We start from the raw sequence: 17,117 nt of genomic DNA, 5'->3' as shown, positions 1-17,117 counted from the left end.
CTGCCGTCAGGCGGTGCCGTACAGCAGGGTTTCGAACAAATCCTCGCCGCCCATCTGCCCGCCCTTGAGCATGATCTCCAGTCCGTCGAGCGCGGCTTCGTCGCTGTGCAGGCGGCACAGGGCGACGCCGGGCGCGAGTTGCGCGGCATAGGAAAGGCCCCAGGCCTTGAGCGCCTGCACGGCCAGGCTGGAGGTGTCGCCGCCGGCGATGCCGAGGCGGCGCAGGGGCACGGCCCGCAGCACGCGCCTGAGCAGGGCGCCGCTGGCCTGCGCGAGCGCGCGGCCGTCCACCGGCCAGTCGCAGGCCTGGCCGTCGGCGGCGGTGCAGGCCAGCACGTGGCGGCCCTGGGCCAGCAGCGCCGCGATCTGCGCAGACATCTGCCCGGCATAGGCCGCGTCGGCGGTGAGGCGGGCGGCGTCCAGCGCGACTTGCCGGTAGGAGCTGGCGGCCTGGACCTGCTGCGCCGTCACTGGCGACAGGCTGCCGGCCAGCACCAGCACCGGGCCTGTTGCCGGGGCGATGCGGGGTGCGGCGGCCGGGTCGCCGGACGGTTGCCAGTGCGCGGCCAGGGCCTGCACCACGCTGCTGGGCCCGGCGGCCAGCAGGCGGTGCTTTTGCGCGTGTTGCCAGATCAGCCGGCCGACGGTGGCCAGGTGGCTGTCGTCGGCGACGTCCAGCAGGACCGCATCGGGCTTGCGCGCCAGCAGGCCGGCCAGTTGGCTGTCCAGCGCTTCGGCGTCCTGGCCGTAGTCGGGGTAGGCGATGCCGGCGACTTGCGCCAGGCCCTGCGCGGCCAGGTGGCGCCGCAGGTCGGCCTCGTGCATGGGCGTGATCGGGTGCCGGCTCATGGTGGGATGCCGGTCCAGGCGGTGCACCGCAGGGCCAGCGCCTGCGAACAGGTTGCCGAACACGCAGTAGCGCCGCAGGTTGGGCTGGCCGCCGACGATGGGCACAAAGCTGTTGCCGGCATGCGGCCGCAGGATGCGGATGGCCGCGCCTATGCTGCCGACTTCGGGGGCGCTGTCAAAGGTCGAGCAGGTCTTGTAGTGCATGACGGGCGCGCCCAGGCGCGCGAACAGCCGGCCCACGGGTTCAAGCTCGGCGCGCATCTCGCCGGGGTTCATGGCGCGGGCCGCGCCGGCGATGCCCAGGCAGTCCAGCGGGCCGGCGCGCTCCAGCTGCGCATCGGTCGGCAGGCCGAGGAAAAGCAGGCTGCGCAGGCCGGCGCGCGCGGCTGTGGCCAGGGTATCCGTGGCGCCGGTGAAGTCATCGCCGTAGTAGGCGATTTTGAGAGCGCCGTCGTTCAATCCCATGGTTTATTTGCCGAAGAAGGCCAGGGCTGCCGCGAGTTCAGGCGCGTTACGCGCATGCTCGGCCAATGCCACGCCGGCGCGCGCGGCTTCCCAGGCCTGGCGGATGCTGGCCACGCCGGCCGCGGGCCCGCCCGGGTGCGCGAGTATGCCGCCGCCGGACATGAAGAGCAGGTCGTCGCTCCGGATGGCGGCCCAGGTCGCGGGCACGGTGCCGGCCCACTGGCCGGACGAGAAGGCCGGCATGACGCGGTCGTCAAAACCGGCGGTCAGTGGCGTGTAGCAGTCTCGCGCGGATTCGATCACCTCTTCATCGGCCTGCGAGAACTTGCCCTGCAGGCCGTGCACGTGCATGTGGTCCACGCCGGCCAGGCGCCACAGCGTCTGGTAGGCCTGGAAGGACATGCCCAGCAGCGGGTGCCGCGACAGCGCGCCGTAGCCGTTGCGGTGGCCGTGGAGGGCCAGGCCGGTGTGGCGGCGCAGCGTCTGCATGCCCGAGTAGCCGCACCAGTTGAGGCTGGCCATGACGCAACTGCCGCGTTCGCGCTCGACCAGGTCGGCGTGGCGTTTCATCGCGTCGGTTTCGTCGGTGATGTTGAAGGCCACCATCACGTGCTTGCCGGTGCGCTGCTGGTGATCCCGCACCACGGCCATCACGGCCGGCACGCGCTCACCCAGCGGCGCATGGGCCGGGTTGGCGCAGACCTCGTCGTCCTTGATGAAGTCCACGCCGGCGGCGCACAGGCGGGCGACGAGCTCGGCGGTCTGCGCGGCGCTGAAGCCGACGTTGGGCTTGAGGATGGTGCCGACCAGCGCGCCGCTTGCCACGCCGGTGGCATTGCGTGTGCCGGCGATGCCGACATGCGGCATGTCGAAGAAGGCGCGGTAGCCGGCGGACAGCTTGAGGCTTTCCAGGCGCAGGCCGCTGGCTTCGCCAAGGTCATAAAGATTGCCCGACACGGTGGCCGCCAGCGTCGGCAGGTTGGCGCCCACATTGGCGACCGGGAAGGAGATGCGCACGCGCGCGCGCCGCCACGGCCCGGTATGGCCTTTGCGTTCGAGCAGGGCGTTGGGCAGGCTGGGCGCGTTGACGGATTCGAGTTCGTCGATCTGCTCGACCGTGGCGCGCGCGCGCAGGCGCAGCTCGTCGGTCTCGCCTTCGACGCGCGTGAAGGTGCCGCAGGACTGTTCGCCCGCCATGACTTCGGCGACCTTCTCGGGGGCCAGCGGGGTTTCGATCAGGTAGGTGGCTTCAAAGCGGTCGGCTTGCATGGCGTGCGTCTTTTTTTAGGGGAATCAGAGTTTGCTGAGGTCGGGGAAGGGCCGCACCGGTTCGCTGCCGTCCCAGTTTTCGGAGGAGGCGCGTATCAGGTCGAACATCTTGCCCTTGGGGCCGGCGACTTCGGACAGCTCGATCACGGTCCCGGGGTGGTATTCGGTGTCGAAGTAGATGAAGCGGCCTTTTTCGCCGACCTCGCCGCTCATGACGGGCTTGAAGCCTTGCTTGAGCAGGCGCGCCAGGTCGGCGTCGTAGTCGCTGGTCCAGTAGGCGACGTGCTGCAGGCCGGTGCGGCCGGCGCGCAGGAAGTCGCGGTACATGGAGGGCACGTCGTTGCGCGTCTGGATCAGCTCGACCTGCACAAAACCCGAGTTGGCCAGCGCCACCGAGTTGTGTGGCTCGTGCGCTTCACCCCTGTAACTGTAGTTCTTGATGGGCACCTTGGGGTTGTAGAACCAGGGGCCCACGCCCAGGGTTTTGCTCCAGTAGTCCATCGCGGCTTCGATGTCGGGCACGACGTAGCCCAGCTGGCGGATCTCGCCAAAAAATTTGCTCATGGGTTTGCTCCAGTGAAAGGGTGTTTAGTTTTTAAGGAAGCCGGTGGAGAACCAGGGCACGGCGGCCACCAGTGCCAAGCCTATGAGCAGCGCGCCCATATAGGCCCAGATGTAGGGGATGCCTTCGTCGGGGTCGACCTTGCTGACCGCGCAGGCGCCGTAATAGCCGACACCGAAGGGCGGCGCGAACAGGCCTATGCCCATGGCGAAGATCACCACCATGGCGTAGTGCACGTCGTGCACGCCGACCATGCGGGCGATGGGAAACAGCAGGGGGCCGAACAGCACGATGGCGGGAATGCCTTCGAGCACGCTGCCGAGGATCACGAAGGCGACGATGGACACCGCGAGGAAGCCGTAGGCGCCGCCGGGCAGGCTGCCCATGACGCGCGCCAGGTCCTGCGAGAAGCCCGACTGCGTGAGGCCCCAGGCCATGGCGGTGGCGCAGCCGATGATGAACATGATGGCGCCGGTCAGCGATGCGGTTTCGATCAGCATGGGCATGAGCCGGCGCCACGGGAACTGGCGGTACAAAAAGAGGCCGGCCAGCACCGAATAGAAGATGCCGATGGTGGACACCTCGGTGGCGGTGGCCACGCCCTCGACCACCGCGGCGCGGATCACAAAGGGCAGGATGATGGCGGGCAGGGCGATCAGCAGCAGCTTGCCGATTTCGCGTTTGCTGTGGCGCGCGACGCCGCTCAGGTCTTCATGGCGGTAGCGCCACCAGACGACGGTGCAGAGCGCCGCGCCCAGCACCACGGCCGGCAGCAGGCCGCCGGTGAACAGTGCGGCAATCGACACGCCGGTGACCGAACCTATGGTGATCAGCACGATGGAGGGCGGGATGGTTTCGGTCTGTGCGCCGGTGGCCGACAGCAGGGCCACCAGGTCGCCGGGCTTGGCGCCGCGCTTTTTCATCTCGGGGAAGAGTACGGGCGCAATCGCCGCCATATCGGCGATCTTGGAGCCCGAGATGCCGGAGACCAGGTACATCGCGCCTATCAGCACATAGCTGAGGCCGCCGCGCACATGGCCCAGCAGGCTGGCCAGGAACTGGATCATGGCTTTGGCCATGCCGGTCATCTCGATCAGCGCACCCAGGAAGATGAACAGCGGCACCGCCAGCAGGATCATGTGCGACATGCCTTCGTCCATGCGGCCGACCATGACCAGCAGCGGCGTGGACGTCGTGAGCGCGAGGTAGCCGAAGGTGGCCAGCGCGAAAGAGAAGGCAATCGGCACGCCGGACAGCACGGTGCCGGCGACGACGGCCACAAAAAAGAGGATCAGGTTGAGTTTGCCCAGCGGCTGCAGCAGCGGCTGCGCGAACCAGAACAGCAGGACCACGGCGGCCGTGCCGGCCAGGGCGATGCCAGTCTGTTTGAAGGTGCTGATGCGCAGCAGGCGCAGCACGGCGACGATGACCATCAGCGCCATGCCGATAGGGATGGCCGAGGCACGCCAGGCGTTGTTGACTTCCATCGCCGCGGTGACGATGAAGCTCTCTTCATAAGCGTATTCCGAGGCCGGGTAAATCACCAGCACCAGGAAGGCAATCGACGCTGTGATCGCCAGGGTGTCGAGCAACGCGCGGGTGTGCGGCTGGACCTTGTTGACCAGTGCCGTCATGCGCATGTGCTCGCCGCGGCGCAGCGCGACGACTGCGCCGAGCATGGACAGCCAGAGGAACATGATGGAGGCGAGTTCGTCCGACCAGACCAGCGGCGCATGGAACACGTAGCGCGAGACCACGCCGGCGAAGAGCACAAAGATCTCGGCCAGCACCAGGGCGGCGGCGATGGACTCCACCACAGAACCCAGGCCGCGGTCTGCCTTGTGCGCGAGGTGGCTCAGCGCGTTGGCGGGCGGGGCATCGGCGGGTGCTTGGGGGGATGCGTGGGACATTGGGCGTGAACTCCGGGAAAGGCGGGCGGAAACAGTGAGGCGGTTTGGGTCTTGCTCCTTCCCCCGCTGGGGGAAGGTGGGGATGGGGGCTTGCGGCCGTGGAAAAAGCGCTTGCTCCACCGCCGTCGGCCCCCACCCCTGCCCTCCCCCAGTGGGGGAGGGAGTAAGAGAGGGGAAGAACTCCTTACGCGAGCTTGCCTACGGACTGCTCCAAGAGGCCCCATGCTTCAGCCCCAAAACGCTCTTTCCACTCGTTGTAGAAACCGGCTTCGCGCAGCTTGGCGCGGAAGCTGTCGGCCGTCGGGCGGTTGATGGTGAGGCCCTTGGACTGCAGGTCGGCGACCACGGTCTCGTTGAGCTTCTTGATGTCGTCGCGCTGCTGCAGGCCGGCTTCGTTGATGGCACGGGCCACGATGGTCTTGAGGTCGGCGGGCAGCTTGTCCCAGGCGCGGCCGTTGGCGATGAACCAGTAGCCGTCCCAGATGTGGTTGGTCAGCGAGCAGAACTTCTGCACTTCATACAACTTGGCAACCTGGATGATGGGCAGCGGGTTTTCCTGCGCGTCGACGATTTTGGTCTGCAACGAGGAGTAAACCTCGCTGAACTGCAGGCTGGCGGGCGCGGCGCCCAGGCCCTTGAACATGGAGATGGACAGCGGGCTCACGGGCACGCGGATCTTCAGGCCGTCCATGTCCTTCGCCGTGGTGACCGGCGCCTTGCTGCTGGTGGTCTGGCGGAAACCGTTGTCCCACATCTTTTCAAACGCGTAGAGGCGCGACTTGCTGATGGCTTCGCGCACGTGCGCGCCCAGCTTGCCGTCCATGGCGCCCCAGACCTGGTTGTAGTCGCTGAAGGCAAAACCCACGGCGTTGATGGCGGCCACCGGCACCAGCGTGGCGATGACCAGCGCCGAGGGCGTGAAGAACTCGATGCCGCCGGAGCGCACCTGGGCCAGCATGTCGGTGTCGCCGCCCAGCTGGTTGTTCGGGAAGATCTTGATTTCGACGCGGCCGTTGCTTTCTTTCAGGATGCGGTCGGCGGCCTGCTGGGCGCGGATGTTGAGCGGGTGGGTGACGGGCAGGTTGTTGCCGTATTTGTAGGAGAACTCGGCGGCGCGGGCCATGGAGGGCAGGGCGGCGGCGATGCCGGCGGCGGAGGCTGCGGACAGGGTGCGCAGCACGCTGCGGCGGGTGACTTCGGTCATGGTTTGTCTCCAGTTTTGTTTTGATGTATTTTGATGCATCATTGGGTGAAAGCAGCGCAACGATAGGCGCGGGGCATTTAATCGTCAAACCGAAAAAATGATGGATTTTGATGTATGAGGGTTATCCCTGATGGGTCTGAGGGGCCGCAGCAGCGGGCACGCGTGGTGGACATTGCGCGCGCCGCCGGCGTTTCCACTGCCACTGTAGACCGGGTGCTGAACCAGCGCCCCGGCGTGCGCGGGGCCACCGCGCAAAAAGTGCTGAAGGCTGCGGCCGAGATGGACTACTTGCCGGAGACGGGCCTGTATGCCGCGTTGGCGGCGCCGCCCATGCGGCTGACGTTTTTGTTGCCCGACGGCAGCAACCGCTTTATCCGCATGCTGGGCGACACGGTCGGCTACTCGCAGGAGCACCTGACGCCCTTCAACGTGAAATGCCGCACCGAGCTGTTTGAAAGCTTCAACCCGCAGCAGCTGGCCGCCAGCCTGCAGCAGCAGGGCAAGCGCAGCGAGGGCATCGCCTTCATGGCGCTGGAGCACCCGGCGGTGCGCGAGGCCGTCAGCGAACTCGCCGAAAAAGGCGTGCCCACCATCACGCTGATCTCCGACCTCTCAGGCTCGCAGCGCGCCGGTTATGTGGGCCTGGACAACCGCGCGGCCGGGCGCACGGCCGGCTACCTGGTGGGCCGCTTCATCGCGCCGGGCGCGCGCGGCGGCAAGGTGGCGCTGATCGCCGGCTCGCTGAGCTATCGCGCGCATGAGGAGCGCGAAGCCGGTTTCCTGCATGTGATTGAAGAGATGTTCCCGACGCTGCAGGTGGTGGGCCTGCGCGAGGGGCAGGACGATGCGCAGAAAAATTACCAGCAGACGCGCACGCTGCTCGAGCAATACCCGGACCTCGCGGGCATTTACAACATCGGCGGCGCCTCCGACGGCGTGGCGCGCGCGCTCAAGGAAATGGGGCGCGAGCACAAGGTGGTTTTCATAGGCCACGGCCTCACGCCCGACACGCGCGCCATGCTGATAGACGGCAGCATGGACGCGGTGATCACCCAAAGCCCGCAGTCGGCCATGATGAGCTGCGTGCGCATGTTCACCAACCTGCGTGATGGGCGCGATGTGATGAGCGGGGTCGACGCGGTGCGCAGCCAGGTCATCTTCCGGGAAAACCTGCCCTAAAGCCGGCTCTTGATGGCTGCCGTTGCCACGAAAGGCCTGGGTGCATACAATGGCCCTAGCTTGTCGGGGTGCCAAGGATGTTTCGTAAGGAACGCCAAGGCTGAGATCGCAGTATGCGAGACCCGCTGAACCTGATCGGGGTCATCCCCGCGTAGGGAACAACGCAATTGGCTCCGGCACTCCGTAGCGGCACCCCCAGACGCCGCCCATGGACCTCCCGGCTCCCCAGCAGGCACCCCACCTCCTGGAGAAACACATGGCCAAAACCCGACTCACCGTTGACACCCAAGACCTCACGAGCCGCATCACGCGCGCGCCGTTTCCCGGCTCGAAAAAGATCTACATCGAGGGCTCGCGCCCCGACATCCGTGTGCCTTTTCGCGAAGTCACGTTGACCGACACCCTCGTGCACGAAGGCGCCGGTGAGCCGCGCCGCGAAGCCAACCCGCCCCTGCGCCTGTACGACGCCTCCGGCGTCTACACCGACCCGGCCTCTCCCATCGACATCACGCGCGGCCTGCCGCCGCTGCGCGGCGCCTGGATCAACGAGCGCCAGGACACCGAGGCCCTGCCCGGCATCAGCAGCGCCTACGGCCGCGAACGCCTGAACGACCCGGCCCTGGCCGCGCTGCGCATGGCGCATGCGCCCGTGCCGCGCCGCGCCAAAGCCGGCGCCAACGTGTCGCAGATGCATTACGCGCGCAAAGGCATCATCACCCCCGAGATGGAATACATCGCGGTGCGCGAAAACCTGGTGCGCGCGCAACTGGCCGAGCGCCTGGCGACCGAGCGCATGCCGAAGAAGGGGCACTCTTTCAACGCGTCCATACCCGAGCAGATCACCGCCGAATTCGTGCGCGACGAGGTGGCCCGCGGCCGCGCCGTCATCCCGAACAACATTAACCACCCCGAGAGCGAGCCGATGATCATCGGCCGCAACTTCCTGATCAAGGTCAATGCCAACATCGGCAACTCGGCGGTCACTTCGAGCATCGAGGAAGAAGTCGACAAGCTGGTCTGGTCGATCCGCTGGGGCGCAGACACCGTGATGGATTTGTCGACCGGCGAGAACATCCATGAAACCCGCGAATGGATCTTGCGCAATTCGCCGGTGCCGATTGGCACGGTGCCGATTTACCAGGCGCTCGAAAAAGTCAACGGCAAGGCCGAGGACCTGACCTGGGAAATCTTCCGTGACACGCTGATCGAGCAGGCCGAGCAGGGCGTGGACTACTTCACCATCCATGCCGGCGTGCGCCTGGCCTATGTGCCGCTCACCGCGAACCGCCTGACCGGCATCGTTTCACGCGGCGGCTCCATCATGGCCAAGTGGTGTTTGTCGCACCACAAGGAAAGCTTTCTGTACGAGCGCTTTGAAGAGATCTGCGAGATCATGAAAGCCTACGACGTGTGCTTTTCGCTGGGCGACGGCCTGCGCCCGGGTTCTATCGCCGACGCGAACGACGAAGCGCAGTTCGCCGAGCTGCACACGCTGGGCGAGCTCACGCAGATCGCCTGGAAGCACGATGTGCAGGTGATGATCGAGGGCCCCGGCCACGTGCCGCTGCAGCTCGTGAAGGAAAACGTCGACAAGCAGCTCGAAGCCTGTTTCGAGGCGCCTTTCTACACGCTGGGCCCGCTGATCACCGACATCTCGCCGGGCTACGACCACATCTCCTCGGCCATGGGCGCGGCCAACATCGGCTGGTACGGCACGGCCATGCTGTGCTACGTGACGCCCAAGGAACACCTGGGCCTGCCGAACCGCGACGACGTGAAGCAGGGCCTGATCGCCTACAAGATCGCTGCGCATGCGGGCGACCTGGCCAAGGGCTACCCGGGCGCGCAGATGTGGGACAACGCGGTCTCCAAGGCGCGCTTCGAGTTCCGCTGGGAAGACCAGTTCCGCCTGGCGATAGACCCCGACACGGCCATGGCCTACCATGACGAAACGCTGCCGAAAGAGAACGCCAAAGTGGCGCATTTCTGCTCCATGTGCGGGCCGAAGTTCTGCTCGATGAAAATCTCGCAAGAGGTGCGCGAGTTTGCGCGGCTCAACCCGGCCACCACTACACTGGCGCCGGCGGCGGGGACGATTCCGATCAAGCAGATCGCGACCGGGTTTGAAGAGAAAGCCAAGGAGTTCCGCGAAGGCGGCAGCGAGATTTATTCTTGATGAAATAGTCCCCCTCCTATCCCCTCTCCCTCTGGGAGAGGGTTAGGGTGAGGGCTCCCCGAGTTTGATGGATTTTTATGGTTGACATGCCGCTGGCCCCCACCCCAACCCTCCCCCAGTGGGGGAGGGAGTAAAACCATGAGCGCACTCCACATCGGCATCGCAGGCGCGGGCCTGGCCGGCCGCACGCTGGCCTGGCGCCTGCTGCGCGCCGGCTGCCGCGTGAGCCTGTTCGATGCGCGGGCGCGCGGCGATGCCGCGACGGCTTCCATGACGGCGGCGGCCATGCTGTCGCCGCTGGCCGAACTCGCGGTGTCCGACGCCGCCGTGTTCGCGCTGGGCCAGCGCTCCATGCAGCTGTGGCCGCAATGGATAGGCGAGCTGGCCGATGCGGGCCTGCCGGTGTATTTCCGCCATGAGGGGACGCTGGTCGTGGCGCATGCGCCCGACCAGAGTTCACTGTCGCATTTCGCGGGCTTGTTGCAGCACAAGCTGCCCGAGGCCGTGCGCGCGCAGGTGCACACGCTGGACGCGGCCGCGCTGGCCCGTGCCGAGCCGGCGCTGGCCGGGCGCTTTGGCAACGGCCTGCTGCTGGACGGCGAGGGCCAGCTAGCCAATGACCAGTGGATGGCCGCGCTCGCGGTGGAGATAGACCGGCTGGGCGGCACGTGGCTTGAAGGCGTGGCGGTCGACGCCGTGGAAGACGATCACATCGAGTGCGCGGGGCAGACCTACGGCGTGGATGTCGCGGTCGATGCGCGCGGTGTGGGTGCCAGGGAAAGCTGGCCGCAACTGCGCGGCGTGCGCGGCGAGGTGCTGACCGTTGAATGCGCGGGCGTGAGCCTGCAGCGCCCGGTGCGCCTGATGCACCCGCGCTACCAGCTGTATGTGGCGCCGCGCCCGAATCACCAGTTCGTGGTTGGCGCGACGGAACTTGAATCGGAAGACACCGGGCCGGTGACTTTGCGCTCCACGCTGGAGCTGGGCAGCGCGCTGCACAGCCTGCACCCGGCCTTTGGCGAGGCAAGGGTGTTACGCCTGGCGGCAGCTTTGCGCCCGGCGCTGGATGACCACCGGCCAACGATTGCGCAGCGGCATGGCGTGTGGCATATCAACGGCCTGTACCGCCACGGCTACCTGTGCGCGCCGGCGCTGGTCGAGGACCTGGTCCATCAACTGTTGGGACAGAACCATGAGTGACATGACAACGACGATCAACATCTCGCTGAACGGCGAAAGCATTCAAACCGACGCGCCCACCTTGCAGGCCTTGCTGCTGGCGCGCGGCTACCCGTTGCAAGGCGCGTTTGCCTGCGCCATCAACAACAGCTTTGTGCCGCGGCCGCAATGGCCGGAACGCGCCTTGAACAACGGCGACCGCATAGACATCGTCACCCCCATCACCGGAGGCTAGGCCATGGACACCACCACTGTTTCATCCCCCATCGCCCACGGCAATCCCTGGACCGTCGCCGGCGTCACCTTGTCCAGCCGTTTCTTCCTGGGCACCTCGCACTACCCTTCGCCGCAGGTGCTGGGCGACGCGGTGCGCGCCAGCGGCACCGAGGTGCTGACGGTGGGCCTGCGCCGCCTGCAGCCCGAAAGCGGCGGCGGCAACAGTTTCTGGCAGCGCGTGCAGGCCATGAACTGCCGCATCCTGCCCAACACGGCGGGCTGCCATAGCGCCGAAGAGGCTGTCACGCTGGCGCAGATGGCGCGCGAGATTTTCGGCACGCCCTGGATCAAGCTCGAAGTCATAGGCGACGACTACACGCTGCAACCCGACACCGTGGCGACGCTGGAAGCGGCGACCACGCTGGTGAAGGAAGGCTTTGCCGTGTTCGCCTACACCACCGACGACTTGGTGATGGCGCAGCGCCTGCATGCGGCGGGCTGCGCGGCCGTGATGCCCTGGGCCGCGCCCATCGGCACGGGCCGTGGGCCGCTGAACCCTTATGCGCTTGAAACCATGCGCCGGCGTTTGCCCGATGCGGTGCTGGTGGTCGACGCCGGCCTGGGCCGGCCCTCGCATGCCGCGCAGGTGATGGAGCTGGGCTTTGACGCCGTGCTGCTGAACACCGCGGTGGCACAGGCCGGCGACCCGGTGCGCATGGCGCGCGCCTTTGCCGACGGTGTAGCGGCCGGCCGCGCGGCGTATGAGTCCACGCCCATGCCTGAGCGTGCGGCGGCACAGGCTTCTACCCCCACGGTCGGTGTTCCCTTTTGGCACGCACCTTGATACGTGACCGGTCCGTTCACTCTTGCTCCCTCCCCCACTGGGGGAGGGCAGGGGTGGGGGCCGACGGCGCTCGATCATTTCAAATGCTTCAGCTTCCCCTTCGCAGAGCCCCCATCCCAACCTTCCCCCAGAGGGGGAAGGAGTAAAAAAACCAGTCCGGAATGACTCTCATGAATCCAGCCCCTTTTGCCCCACTCACCGGCCCCATCGGCTTTTATCCTGTCGTGCCCGATGCCGCCTGGGTGCTGCGCCTGCTGGGCTGGGGCGTGCGCACCATCCAGCTGCGCATCAAGGCGGCGGACCACGACGCGGAAGAGATCGCCTGGGAAGTTCGCACCGCCGTGGCGGCCGGGCGCGACGTGCCGGGCGCGCAGGTGTTTATCAACGACCACTGGCAAGTGGCACTGGAAGCCGGTGCCTACGGCGTGCACCTGGGCCAGGAAGACCTGGACACGGCCGACATCGCGGCCCTGCGCGACGCCGGCTTGCGCCTGGGCCTGAGCACGCACACGCCGGCTGAACTGGCGCGGGCCAAGGCGGTGAAGCCGTCCTATCTCGCGATAGGCCCCATCTACCCGACGACGCTCAAGGTCATGCCTTATGAACCGGTGGGGCTGGAGCGCCTGAAAGCCTGGGCGCAGGATGCGGCGCCTTACCCGGTGGTGGCGATAGGCGGGATCTCGCTGGCGCTGGTGCCTGGCGTGATGGCCTGCGGCGTGGATGGCGTGGCGGTGGTCAGCGCGGTGACGCTGGCACCGGACCCGCAGGAGGCCGCGCTGCACGGCTTGCGGCTGGCCAAACGCTAAAAAGAAAAGGGCTGCGGGGAAATCCGGCAGCCCTTTTGCAGTGAACGCCCGCGGCGATCAGGCCGACAGGGCGGGATAGTCGGTATAGCCTTTTTCGCCGCCGCCGTAGAAGGTGTTCTTGTCGGGCGTGTTGAGCGGTGCTTTGGCACGCAGGCGCTCCACCAGGTCGGGGTTGGCGATGTAGGGCTTGCCGAAGGCGATGAGGTCGGCGCCGTCGGCCACGGCTTTTTCAGCGAGTTCCTGGTCATAGCCGTTGTTGACCATCCAGGCGCCCTTGCCGCCGGCCTTGCGGTAGGCGGCTTTGAGCGCTGGGTAGTCGAAGGGCCGGTCATCGAGTTCACGCGGGCCGCCGGTCGCGCCTTCGATGACGTGGACGTAAGCCAGGTTCAGGCCGGCGAGTTGCTTGACCACGTATTCAAACAAGGCCTGCGGCTTGCTGTCGTGCACGTCGTTGGCCGGGGTGACGGGCGACAGGCGTATGCCGGTGCGGCCGCCGCCGACCGCGTCGGTCACGGCGCGAGTGACTTCGAGCAGCAGGCGTGCGCGGTTTTCGATGCTGCCGCCGTAGTCGTCGCGGCGCTGGTTGCTGCCATCCTTGAGGAACTGGTCGAGCAGGTAGCCATTGGCGCCGTGGATTTCCACGCCGTCAAAGCCGGCGGTCTCGACGGCATTGCGCGCCGCCGCCGCGAAGGTATGCACGATGCCGGGTATTTCGCCGAGATCAAGCGCCCGCGGCTCGGAAGTCTCGACAAAGGTCGGCACGCCGTTTTCGATCAGCACCGTTTTCGTCTTGGCGGTGATGGCCGAAGGCGCGACCGGCTTGCCGCCATTGGGTTGCAGCTTGGTATGCGAAACACGGCCCACATGCCACAGCTGCACAACGATCTTGCCGCCTCTTTCATGCACGGCATGGGTGACTTTTTTCCAGCCGTCCAGCTGCTCGCTGCCGTACAGGCCAGGCACGTCGGCATAACCTTGGCCCTGGTGGCTGACGGCGGTGGCCTCGGTGATCAGCAGGCCGGCGCTGGCGCGCTGGGCGTAATAAGTCCGGGCGATGGCCGGCGGCACGGCGTTGGGTGAACGGTTGCGCGTGAGCGGCGCCATGACGATGCGGTTGGCAAGGACGAGGTCACCGGCTTTGTTGGAGTCGAATAAGGTGGGCATGGAAAGGTCCTGAATGGGGGCTGAATGAAAAACAGGGCCAGTTTGGCCCTGTTTCGATTGGCTTGCCCAACACGGGTTGCTGGTTTCGTGCTATTGACCGATGTCCTGTCCCCCCTCCCCGATCCCGATCCCGACCCCGACCCCGACCCCGATCCCGATCCCGATCCCGATCCCGATCCCGATCCCGATTGCCCCGTCCTGGCTGGGCCGAGGAGCGCAGACGTAGGCGGATCAGGGATCGCGCTTGTCTGAGCGAAGCGAGTTTGCGCGAGACCCCGCCGTAGTCGAGCACCGCAGGTTGCCCGTAGCGAAGCGTAGGGACCCAGACTGCGGGTCGCCTTTTCTTTTGCTTACTTTGCTTTTGGCGAAGCAAAAGAAAAGTGAGTTGCCGCCGGGCAACCCCCGGCCCCGGAACGCAACCCAACATCAGCGTCCGAGACGCTAAAAATTATTTAAGCAGCCCTTCATGTTTCATAGCCGCCTGAACAGCAGGCCGCGCAGCAACGCGGTCACGAAAGGACGCAATATTAGAAAACCCAGAAATATCCACCCCAACCCGAGGCGCCCACCCAGTAACAGCAAACAGGTAAGGGTCGGCAACACTAAAGACATCGCCCATCAGGTACTGCTTGCCGCCAAGCTGCCCCTCCACCCACTTGAGCCGCGACAGCACCTTGTCGATAACGATGGTCTTGTAGTCGGCCGGCGTGGCGGCATTGAACAGCGGGGTGAAGCCACGGTGCAGTTCCATGCCGATGAAGGTCAGCCAGGACTGCAGCTTGTAGCGCTCCAGCGTGCCGTTAGCCGGCGCGAGTTTTTTCTCCGGCACCTGGTCGGCGATGTACTGCACGATGGCCGGGCCTTCGGCGATGCGCGTGCCGTCGTCGAGTTCGAGCAGGGGCACGTAACCGAGCGGGTTGATGGTGTAGTAATCGGTGCCGTCTTCCAGCTGGTGGGTCTTGGTGGGCGCCAGCACGTGTTCGAATTTCAGACCGGACTCATGCAGCGTGATGTGCGGGGCGAGGGAGCAGGCGCCGGGGGAGTAATAAAGCTTCATGGTGTCTCATCCTTTGTGGTGGGTGGCGGACTGTGGCGGGAATGTCGCACAGCCCCCGATGCTAGCCGGATCGGCGGGTTTTTGCTGCGGGCGCGCGCCGAGCGCAGGCCACAATAGCCGCATGGCAAAAGTTTTCAAATGGGTGGTGTTCCTGGCGCTGGGCTTGATGGTGTTGCTGGCGGTGGTGGCGTTCACGCTGCACCGCTGGGTGAGCACCGACGGCTTCAGGCAGCGGATGGAGCGCGAGGCCACCGCCGCGCTGGGCGTGCCGGTGGCGCTGGACCGCGTCGCCGTGGACGTCTGGCCGCTGCCGGCGGTGGCGCTCAGCGGCATTTCGGTGCAGAGCAAGCCGGCCATCACGGTCGAACGTGTGGAGGTGCGGCCGCAGTGGCAACCGCTGCTGCAAGGGCGGCTGGTGGTGTCGACCTTGCTGGTGCGCCGGGCGGTGCTGCCGCAGCAGGGCATTGATGCTGTGCTGCTGCTGTTGCAAAAGAAGAAACCCGCGGCGGCCGCCGCGCCCGCGCAAACGCCGGCCGGGCAGCCGCAAACCGCGCAGCTTGACTGGCTGCCGCGCCGCACGGTATTGGACGAGGTGACCTGGATCAGCGCCGCGGGCGCGCCCACCACGGTGCAGGCCGACGCCCGCTTTGGCGACGACGGCCTGCCCGACAGCGTGGCGCTCAAGCTGCTCAAGGGCAACCTGCAGGGCCTGGAAGCCAGCCTCAAGCGAGAGGAGGCAAAGCCCGCAGCGCCGGGCGCCGCCGCCGCCGGCGACGAATGGGGTCTGCGCATCGACGTGGGCGGGGGGAAGGTGGAAGGCAAGCTGGGCTTGAAGAAGGTTCCATCGGGTTCCGCCGCGCGCCCCGGTGAAGAGCTGATGCTGCACGGCAAGTTGCAGACCCGCGATGTCGAGGTGGCGGCGCTGACCGCGCCCAGCAAGTCGCTGACCGGCAAGCTCGAGGCCGACACCACGCTCAGTTCACGTGCCGCGACCACGGGCGCGCTGGTCGATGCGCTGCAGACCCAGACCACCTTCACCGTGCGCAACGCCGTGCTCAATGGCTTGGACCTGGCCAAGGCGGTCAGGACCATAGGCCTGAGCCGCGGCGGCCAGACGCAGCTGGACACCCTGGCCGGCCAGGTGAGCACGCAGGGCAAGTCGGCGCAGCTGACCAACCTGGTGGCGAGTTCGGGTGCGCTGAGCGCGACCGGCAATGTCGCCATCTCGCCGGCCAAGGCGCTGAGCGGCCGTGTCAGCGTGAACGTGGCGGGCGACAGCAAGCTGGGCAATGCCATAGGCGGCGCGGTAGGCGTGCCCCTGACGGTGGGCGGCACGCTGGACAACCCCGAAGTCACGCTGTCGCGCTCGGCCCTGCTGGGCGCGGCCATAGGCACGGCCCTGCTGCCCGGCGTGGGTACCGGCGCCGGCGCCAACCTGGGCGACCGCGTGGGCGAGGGCTTCCGCAGCCTGTTCGGCAAGTGACCTTCGTGCGGCCTCGCACAGTGGGGCTGCCGCGCTAGCAAAAGAATAGCGATCCGGGGAACCGCGTCCTTGTCCTACAGCGGCAAGCGGGCGCTGCTGATGGGGCCCCCGGCCATGCACTTTTAGCATGGGGACTCACCGCGGCGCTTTCGTCGCGGCGCACAACCTGGGTCCCCGGGCCGCATGCCGTTTGCGCATGGGCCGGACCCTGACACCTTCTACAGGAGGCCAAGATGCTCAAGTACGCGATTATTTTTGCGCTGATTTCACTGATTGCCGGTGCCCTGGGCTTCGGCGGCGTGGCGGCGGGCGCCGCCGGCATTGCCAAGATCCTGTTCGGGCTGTTCCTGATCCTGGCCGTCATCTTCCTGCTCCTGGCGGCCCTGGGCGTGGGCGCGGCGAACAAGGTGCTGAAGTAGATGACGCTGCAAAAGGCGGATCGTGCCCTCGTGCCGTCATCGATGGTGTCGCGGTTCCGGCAACGGCTGTTCCAGCCGTGGTCGGGGCCGCGCGCACCGGCGGTGGCGCAGCCGCCTGAAGCGGTCGCCAAACGCAAGATCACGTTCCAGGCCAGCATCGCCGAATTCCTGCTGGTGAACCGCCTGCGCGCACGCCGCCGCGCCGCGCCTTCCGCCGACGTGCTTGAGCGCGCCGCGCGCATTGTTTTTGTGACCTGCCAGAACTGGTTCACCAAACCGGGCCGCGGCAGCCCCGACCACCGCACCCGCCTTTGACGGCTCCCACACCCCAACCC

Annotated in this window: 16 protein-coding genes and 1 riboswitch; of the genes, 9 read left to right on the top strand and 7 right to left on the bottom strand. The window is 66.7% G+C overall.

Going from position 1 to position 17,117, the window contains the following annotated elements; all coding sequences use genetic code 11:
• Positions 1–6: 6 nt before the first annotated feature.
• The 5 genes from AC1D0O_RS16120 to AC1D0O_RS16100 all read right to left on the bottom strand — a co-directional run bounded on the left by AC1D0O_RS16120 (position 7) and on the right by AC1D0O_RS16100 (position 6,259).
• Positions 7–1,314, bottom strand: coding sequence for a four-carbon acid sugar kinase family protein (locus AC1D0O_RS16120; RefSeq protein WP_477654518.1), 1,308 nt, complete (start codon positions 1,312–1,314; stop codon positions 7–9).
• Positions 1,315–1,317: 3 nt separating this feature from the next.
• Positions 1,318–2,583, bottom strand: a complete 1,266-nt coding sequence (locus tag AC1D0O_RS16115; RefSeq protein ID WP_477654517.1) for a ribulose-bisphosphate carboxylase large subunit family protein — start codon at positions 2,581–2,583, stop codon at positions 1,318–1,320.
• A gap of 24 nt (positions 2,584–2,607) precedes the next feature.
• A complete protein-coding gene (locus AC1D0O_RS16110) occupies positions 2,608–3,147 on the bottom strand; it encodes a VOC family protein (RefSeq protein ID WP_477654516.1) in 540 nt (179 codons plus the stop codon).
• Between the two features lie 24 nt (positions 3,148–3,171).
• Complete coding sequence (locus tag AC1D0O_RS16105; RefSeq protein WP_477654515.1) at positions 3,172–5,055, bottom strand: TRAP transporter large permease; 1,884 nt, start codon at positions 5,053–5,055, stop codon at positions 3,172–3,174.
• A 184-nt stretch (positions 5,056–5,239) separates the two neighbouring features.
• Complete coding sequence (locus AC1D0O_RS16100) at positions 5,240–6,259, bottom strand: TRAP transporter substrate-binding protein (protein WP_477654514.1); 1,020 nt, start codon at positions 6,257–6,259, stop codon at positions 5,240–5,242.
• A gap of 114 nt (positions 6,260–6,373) precedes the next feature.
• Between AC1D0O_RS16100 and AC1D0O_RS16095 the strand changes: the two genes are divergently transcribed.
• From AC1D0O_RS16095 to thiE, 6 genes are all read left to right on the top strand, one after another.
• Positions 6,374–7,438, top strand: coding sequence for a LacI family DNA-binding transcriptional regulator (locus tag AC1D0O_RS16095; protein WP_477654513.1), 1,065 nt, complete (start codon positions 6,374–6,376; stop codon positions 7,436–7,438).
• A gap of 54 nt (positions 7,439–7,492) precedes the next feature.
• Positions 7,493–7,613: riboswitch (TPP riboswitch) on the top strand.
• 81 nt (positions 7,614–7,694) lie between these two features.
• On the top strand, positions 7,695–9,614 hold the full coding sequence (gene thiC, locus AC1D0O_RS16090) for a phosphomethylpyrimidine synthase ThiC (protein WP_477654512.1): 1,920 nt from the start codon (positions 7,695–7,697) through the stop codon (positions 9,612–9,614).
• Between the two features lie 138 nt (positions 9,615–9,752).
• On the top strand, positions 9,753–10,814 hold the full coding sequence (gene thiO / locus AC1D0O_RS16085) for a glycine oxidase ThiO (protein ID WP_477654511.1): 1,062 nt from the start codon (positions 9,753–9,755) through the stop codon (positions 10,812–10,814).
• Positions 10,807–11,028, top strand: coding sequence for a sulfur carrier protein ThiS (gene thiS, locus AC1D0O_RS16080; RefSeq protein ID WP_477654510.1), 222 nt, complete (start codon positions 10,807–10,809; stop codon positions 11,026–11,028). The genes thiO and thiS overlap by 8 nt, the downstream gene beginning before the upstream one ends.
• Before the next feature lie 3 nt (positions 11,029–11,031).
• Positions 11,032–11,853 (top strand): thiazole synthase, encoded by an 822-nt coding sequence (locus AC1D0O_RS16075; protein ID WP_477654509.1) that lies wholly within the window; start codon positions 11,032–11,034, stop codon positions 11,851–11,853.
• A 170-nt stretch (positions 11,854–12,023) separates the two neighbouring features.
• Positions 12,024–12,659 (top strand): thiamine phosphate synthase, encoded by a 636-nt coding sequence (thiE, locus tag AC1D0O_RS16070; protein WP_477654508.1) that lies wholly within the window; start codon positions 12,024–12,026, stop codon positions 12,657–12,659.
• A gap of 57 nt (positions 12,660–12,716) precedes the next feature.
• Here thiE and AC1D0O_RS16065 read toward each other — a convergent pair whose 3' ends face one another.
• A complete protein-coding gene (locus AC1D0O_RS16065; protein WP_477654507.1) occupies positions 12,717–13,823 on the bottom strand; it encodes an alkene reductase in 1,107 nt (368 codons plus the stop codon).
• A 448-nt stretch (positions 13,824–14,271) separates the two neighbouring features.
• Positions 14,272–14,880 (bottom strand): glutathione transferase GstA, encoded by a 609-nt coding sequence (gene gstA, locus AC1D0O_RS16060; RefSeq protein ID WP_477654506.1) that lies wholly within the window; start codon positions 14,878–14,880, stop codon positions 14,272–14,274.
• A gap of 121 nt (positions 14,881–15,001) precedes the next feature.
• Between gstA and AC1D0O_RS16055 the strand changes: the two genes are divergently transcribed.
• The 3 genes from AC1D0O_RS16055 (at position 15,002) to AC1D0O_RS16045 (ending at position 17,097) form a co-directional block, all read left to right on the top strand.
• Complete coding sequence (locus tag AC1D0O_RS16055) at positions 15,002–16,363, top strand: AsmA family protein (protein WP_477654505.1); 1,362 nt, start codon at positions 15,002–15,004, stop codon at positions 16,361–16,363.
• 233 nt (positions 16,364–16,596) lie between these two features.
• Entirely contained in the window at positions 16,597–16,782 is a 186-nt protein-coding gene (locus AC1D0O_RS16050; RefSeq protein ID WP_413330032.1) for a DUF1328 family protein, read from the top strand.
• Entirely contained in the window at positions 16,783–17,097 is a 315-nt protein-coding gene (locus AC1D0O_RS16045; RefSeq protein WP_477654504.1) for a hypothetical protein, read from the top strand.
• The last annotated feature ends 20 nt before the right edge of the window (positions 17,098–17,117 follow it).

The organism is Polaromonas sp. P1_F2 (genome assembly GCF_056405735.1).
The sequence above is the reverse complement of the archived record's forward strand: the minus strand, read 5'-3'. Positions and strand labels throughout refer to the sequence as shown.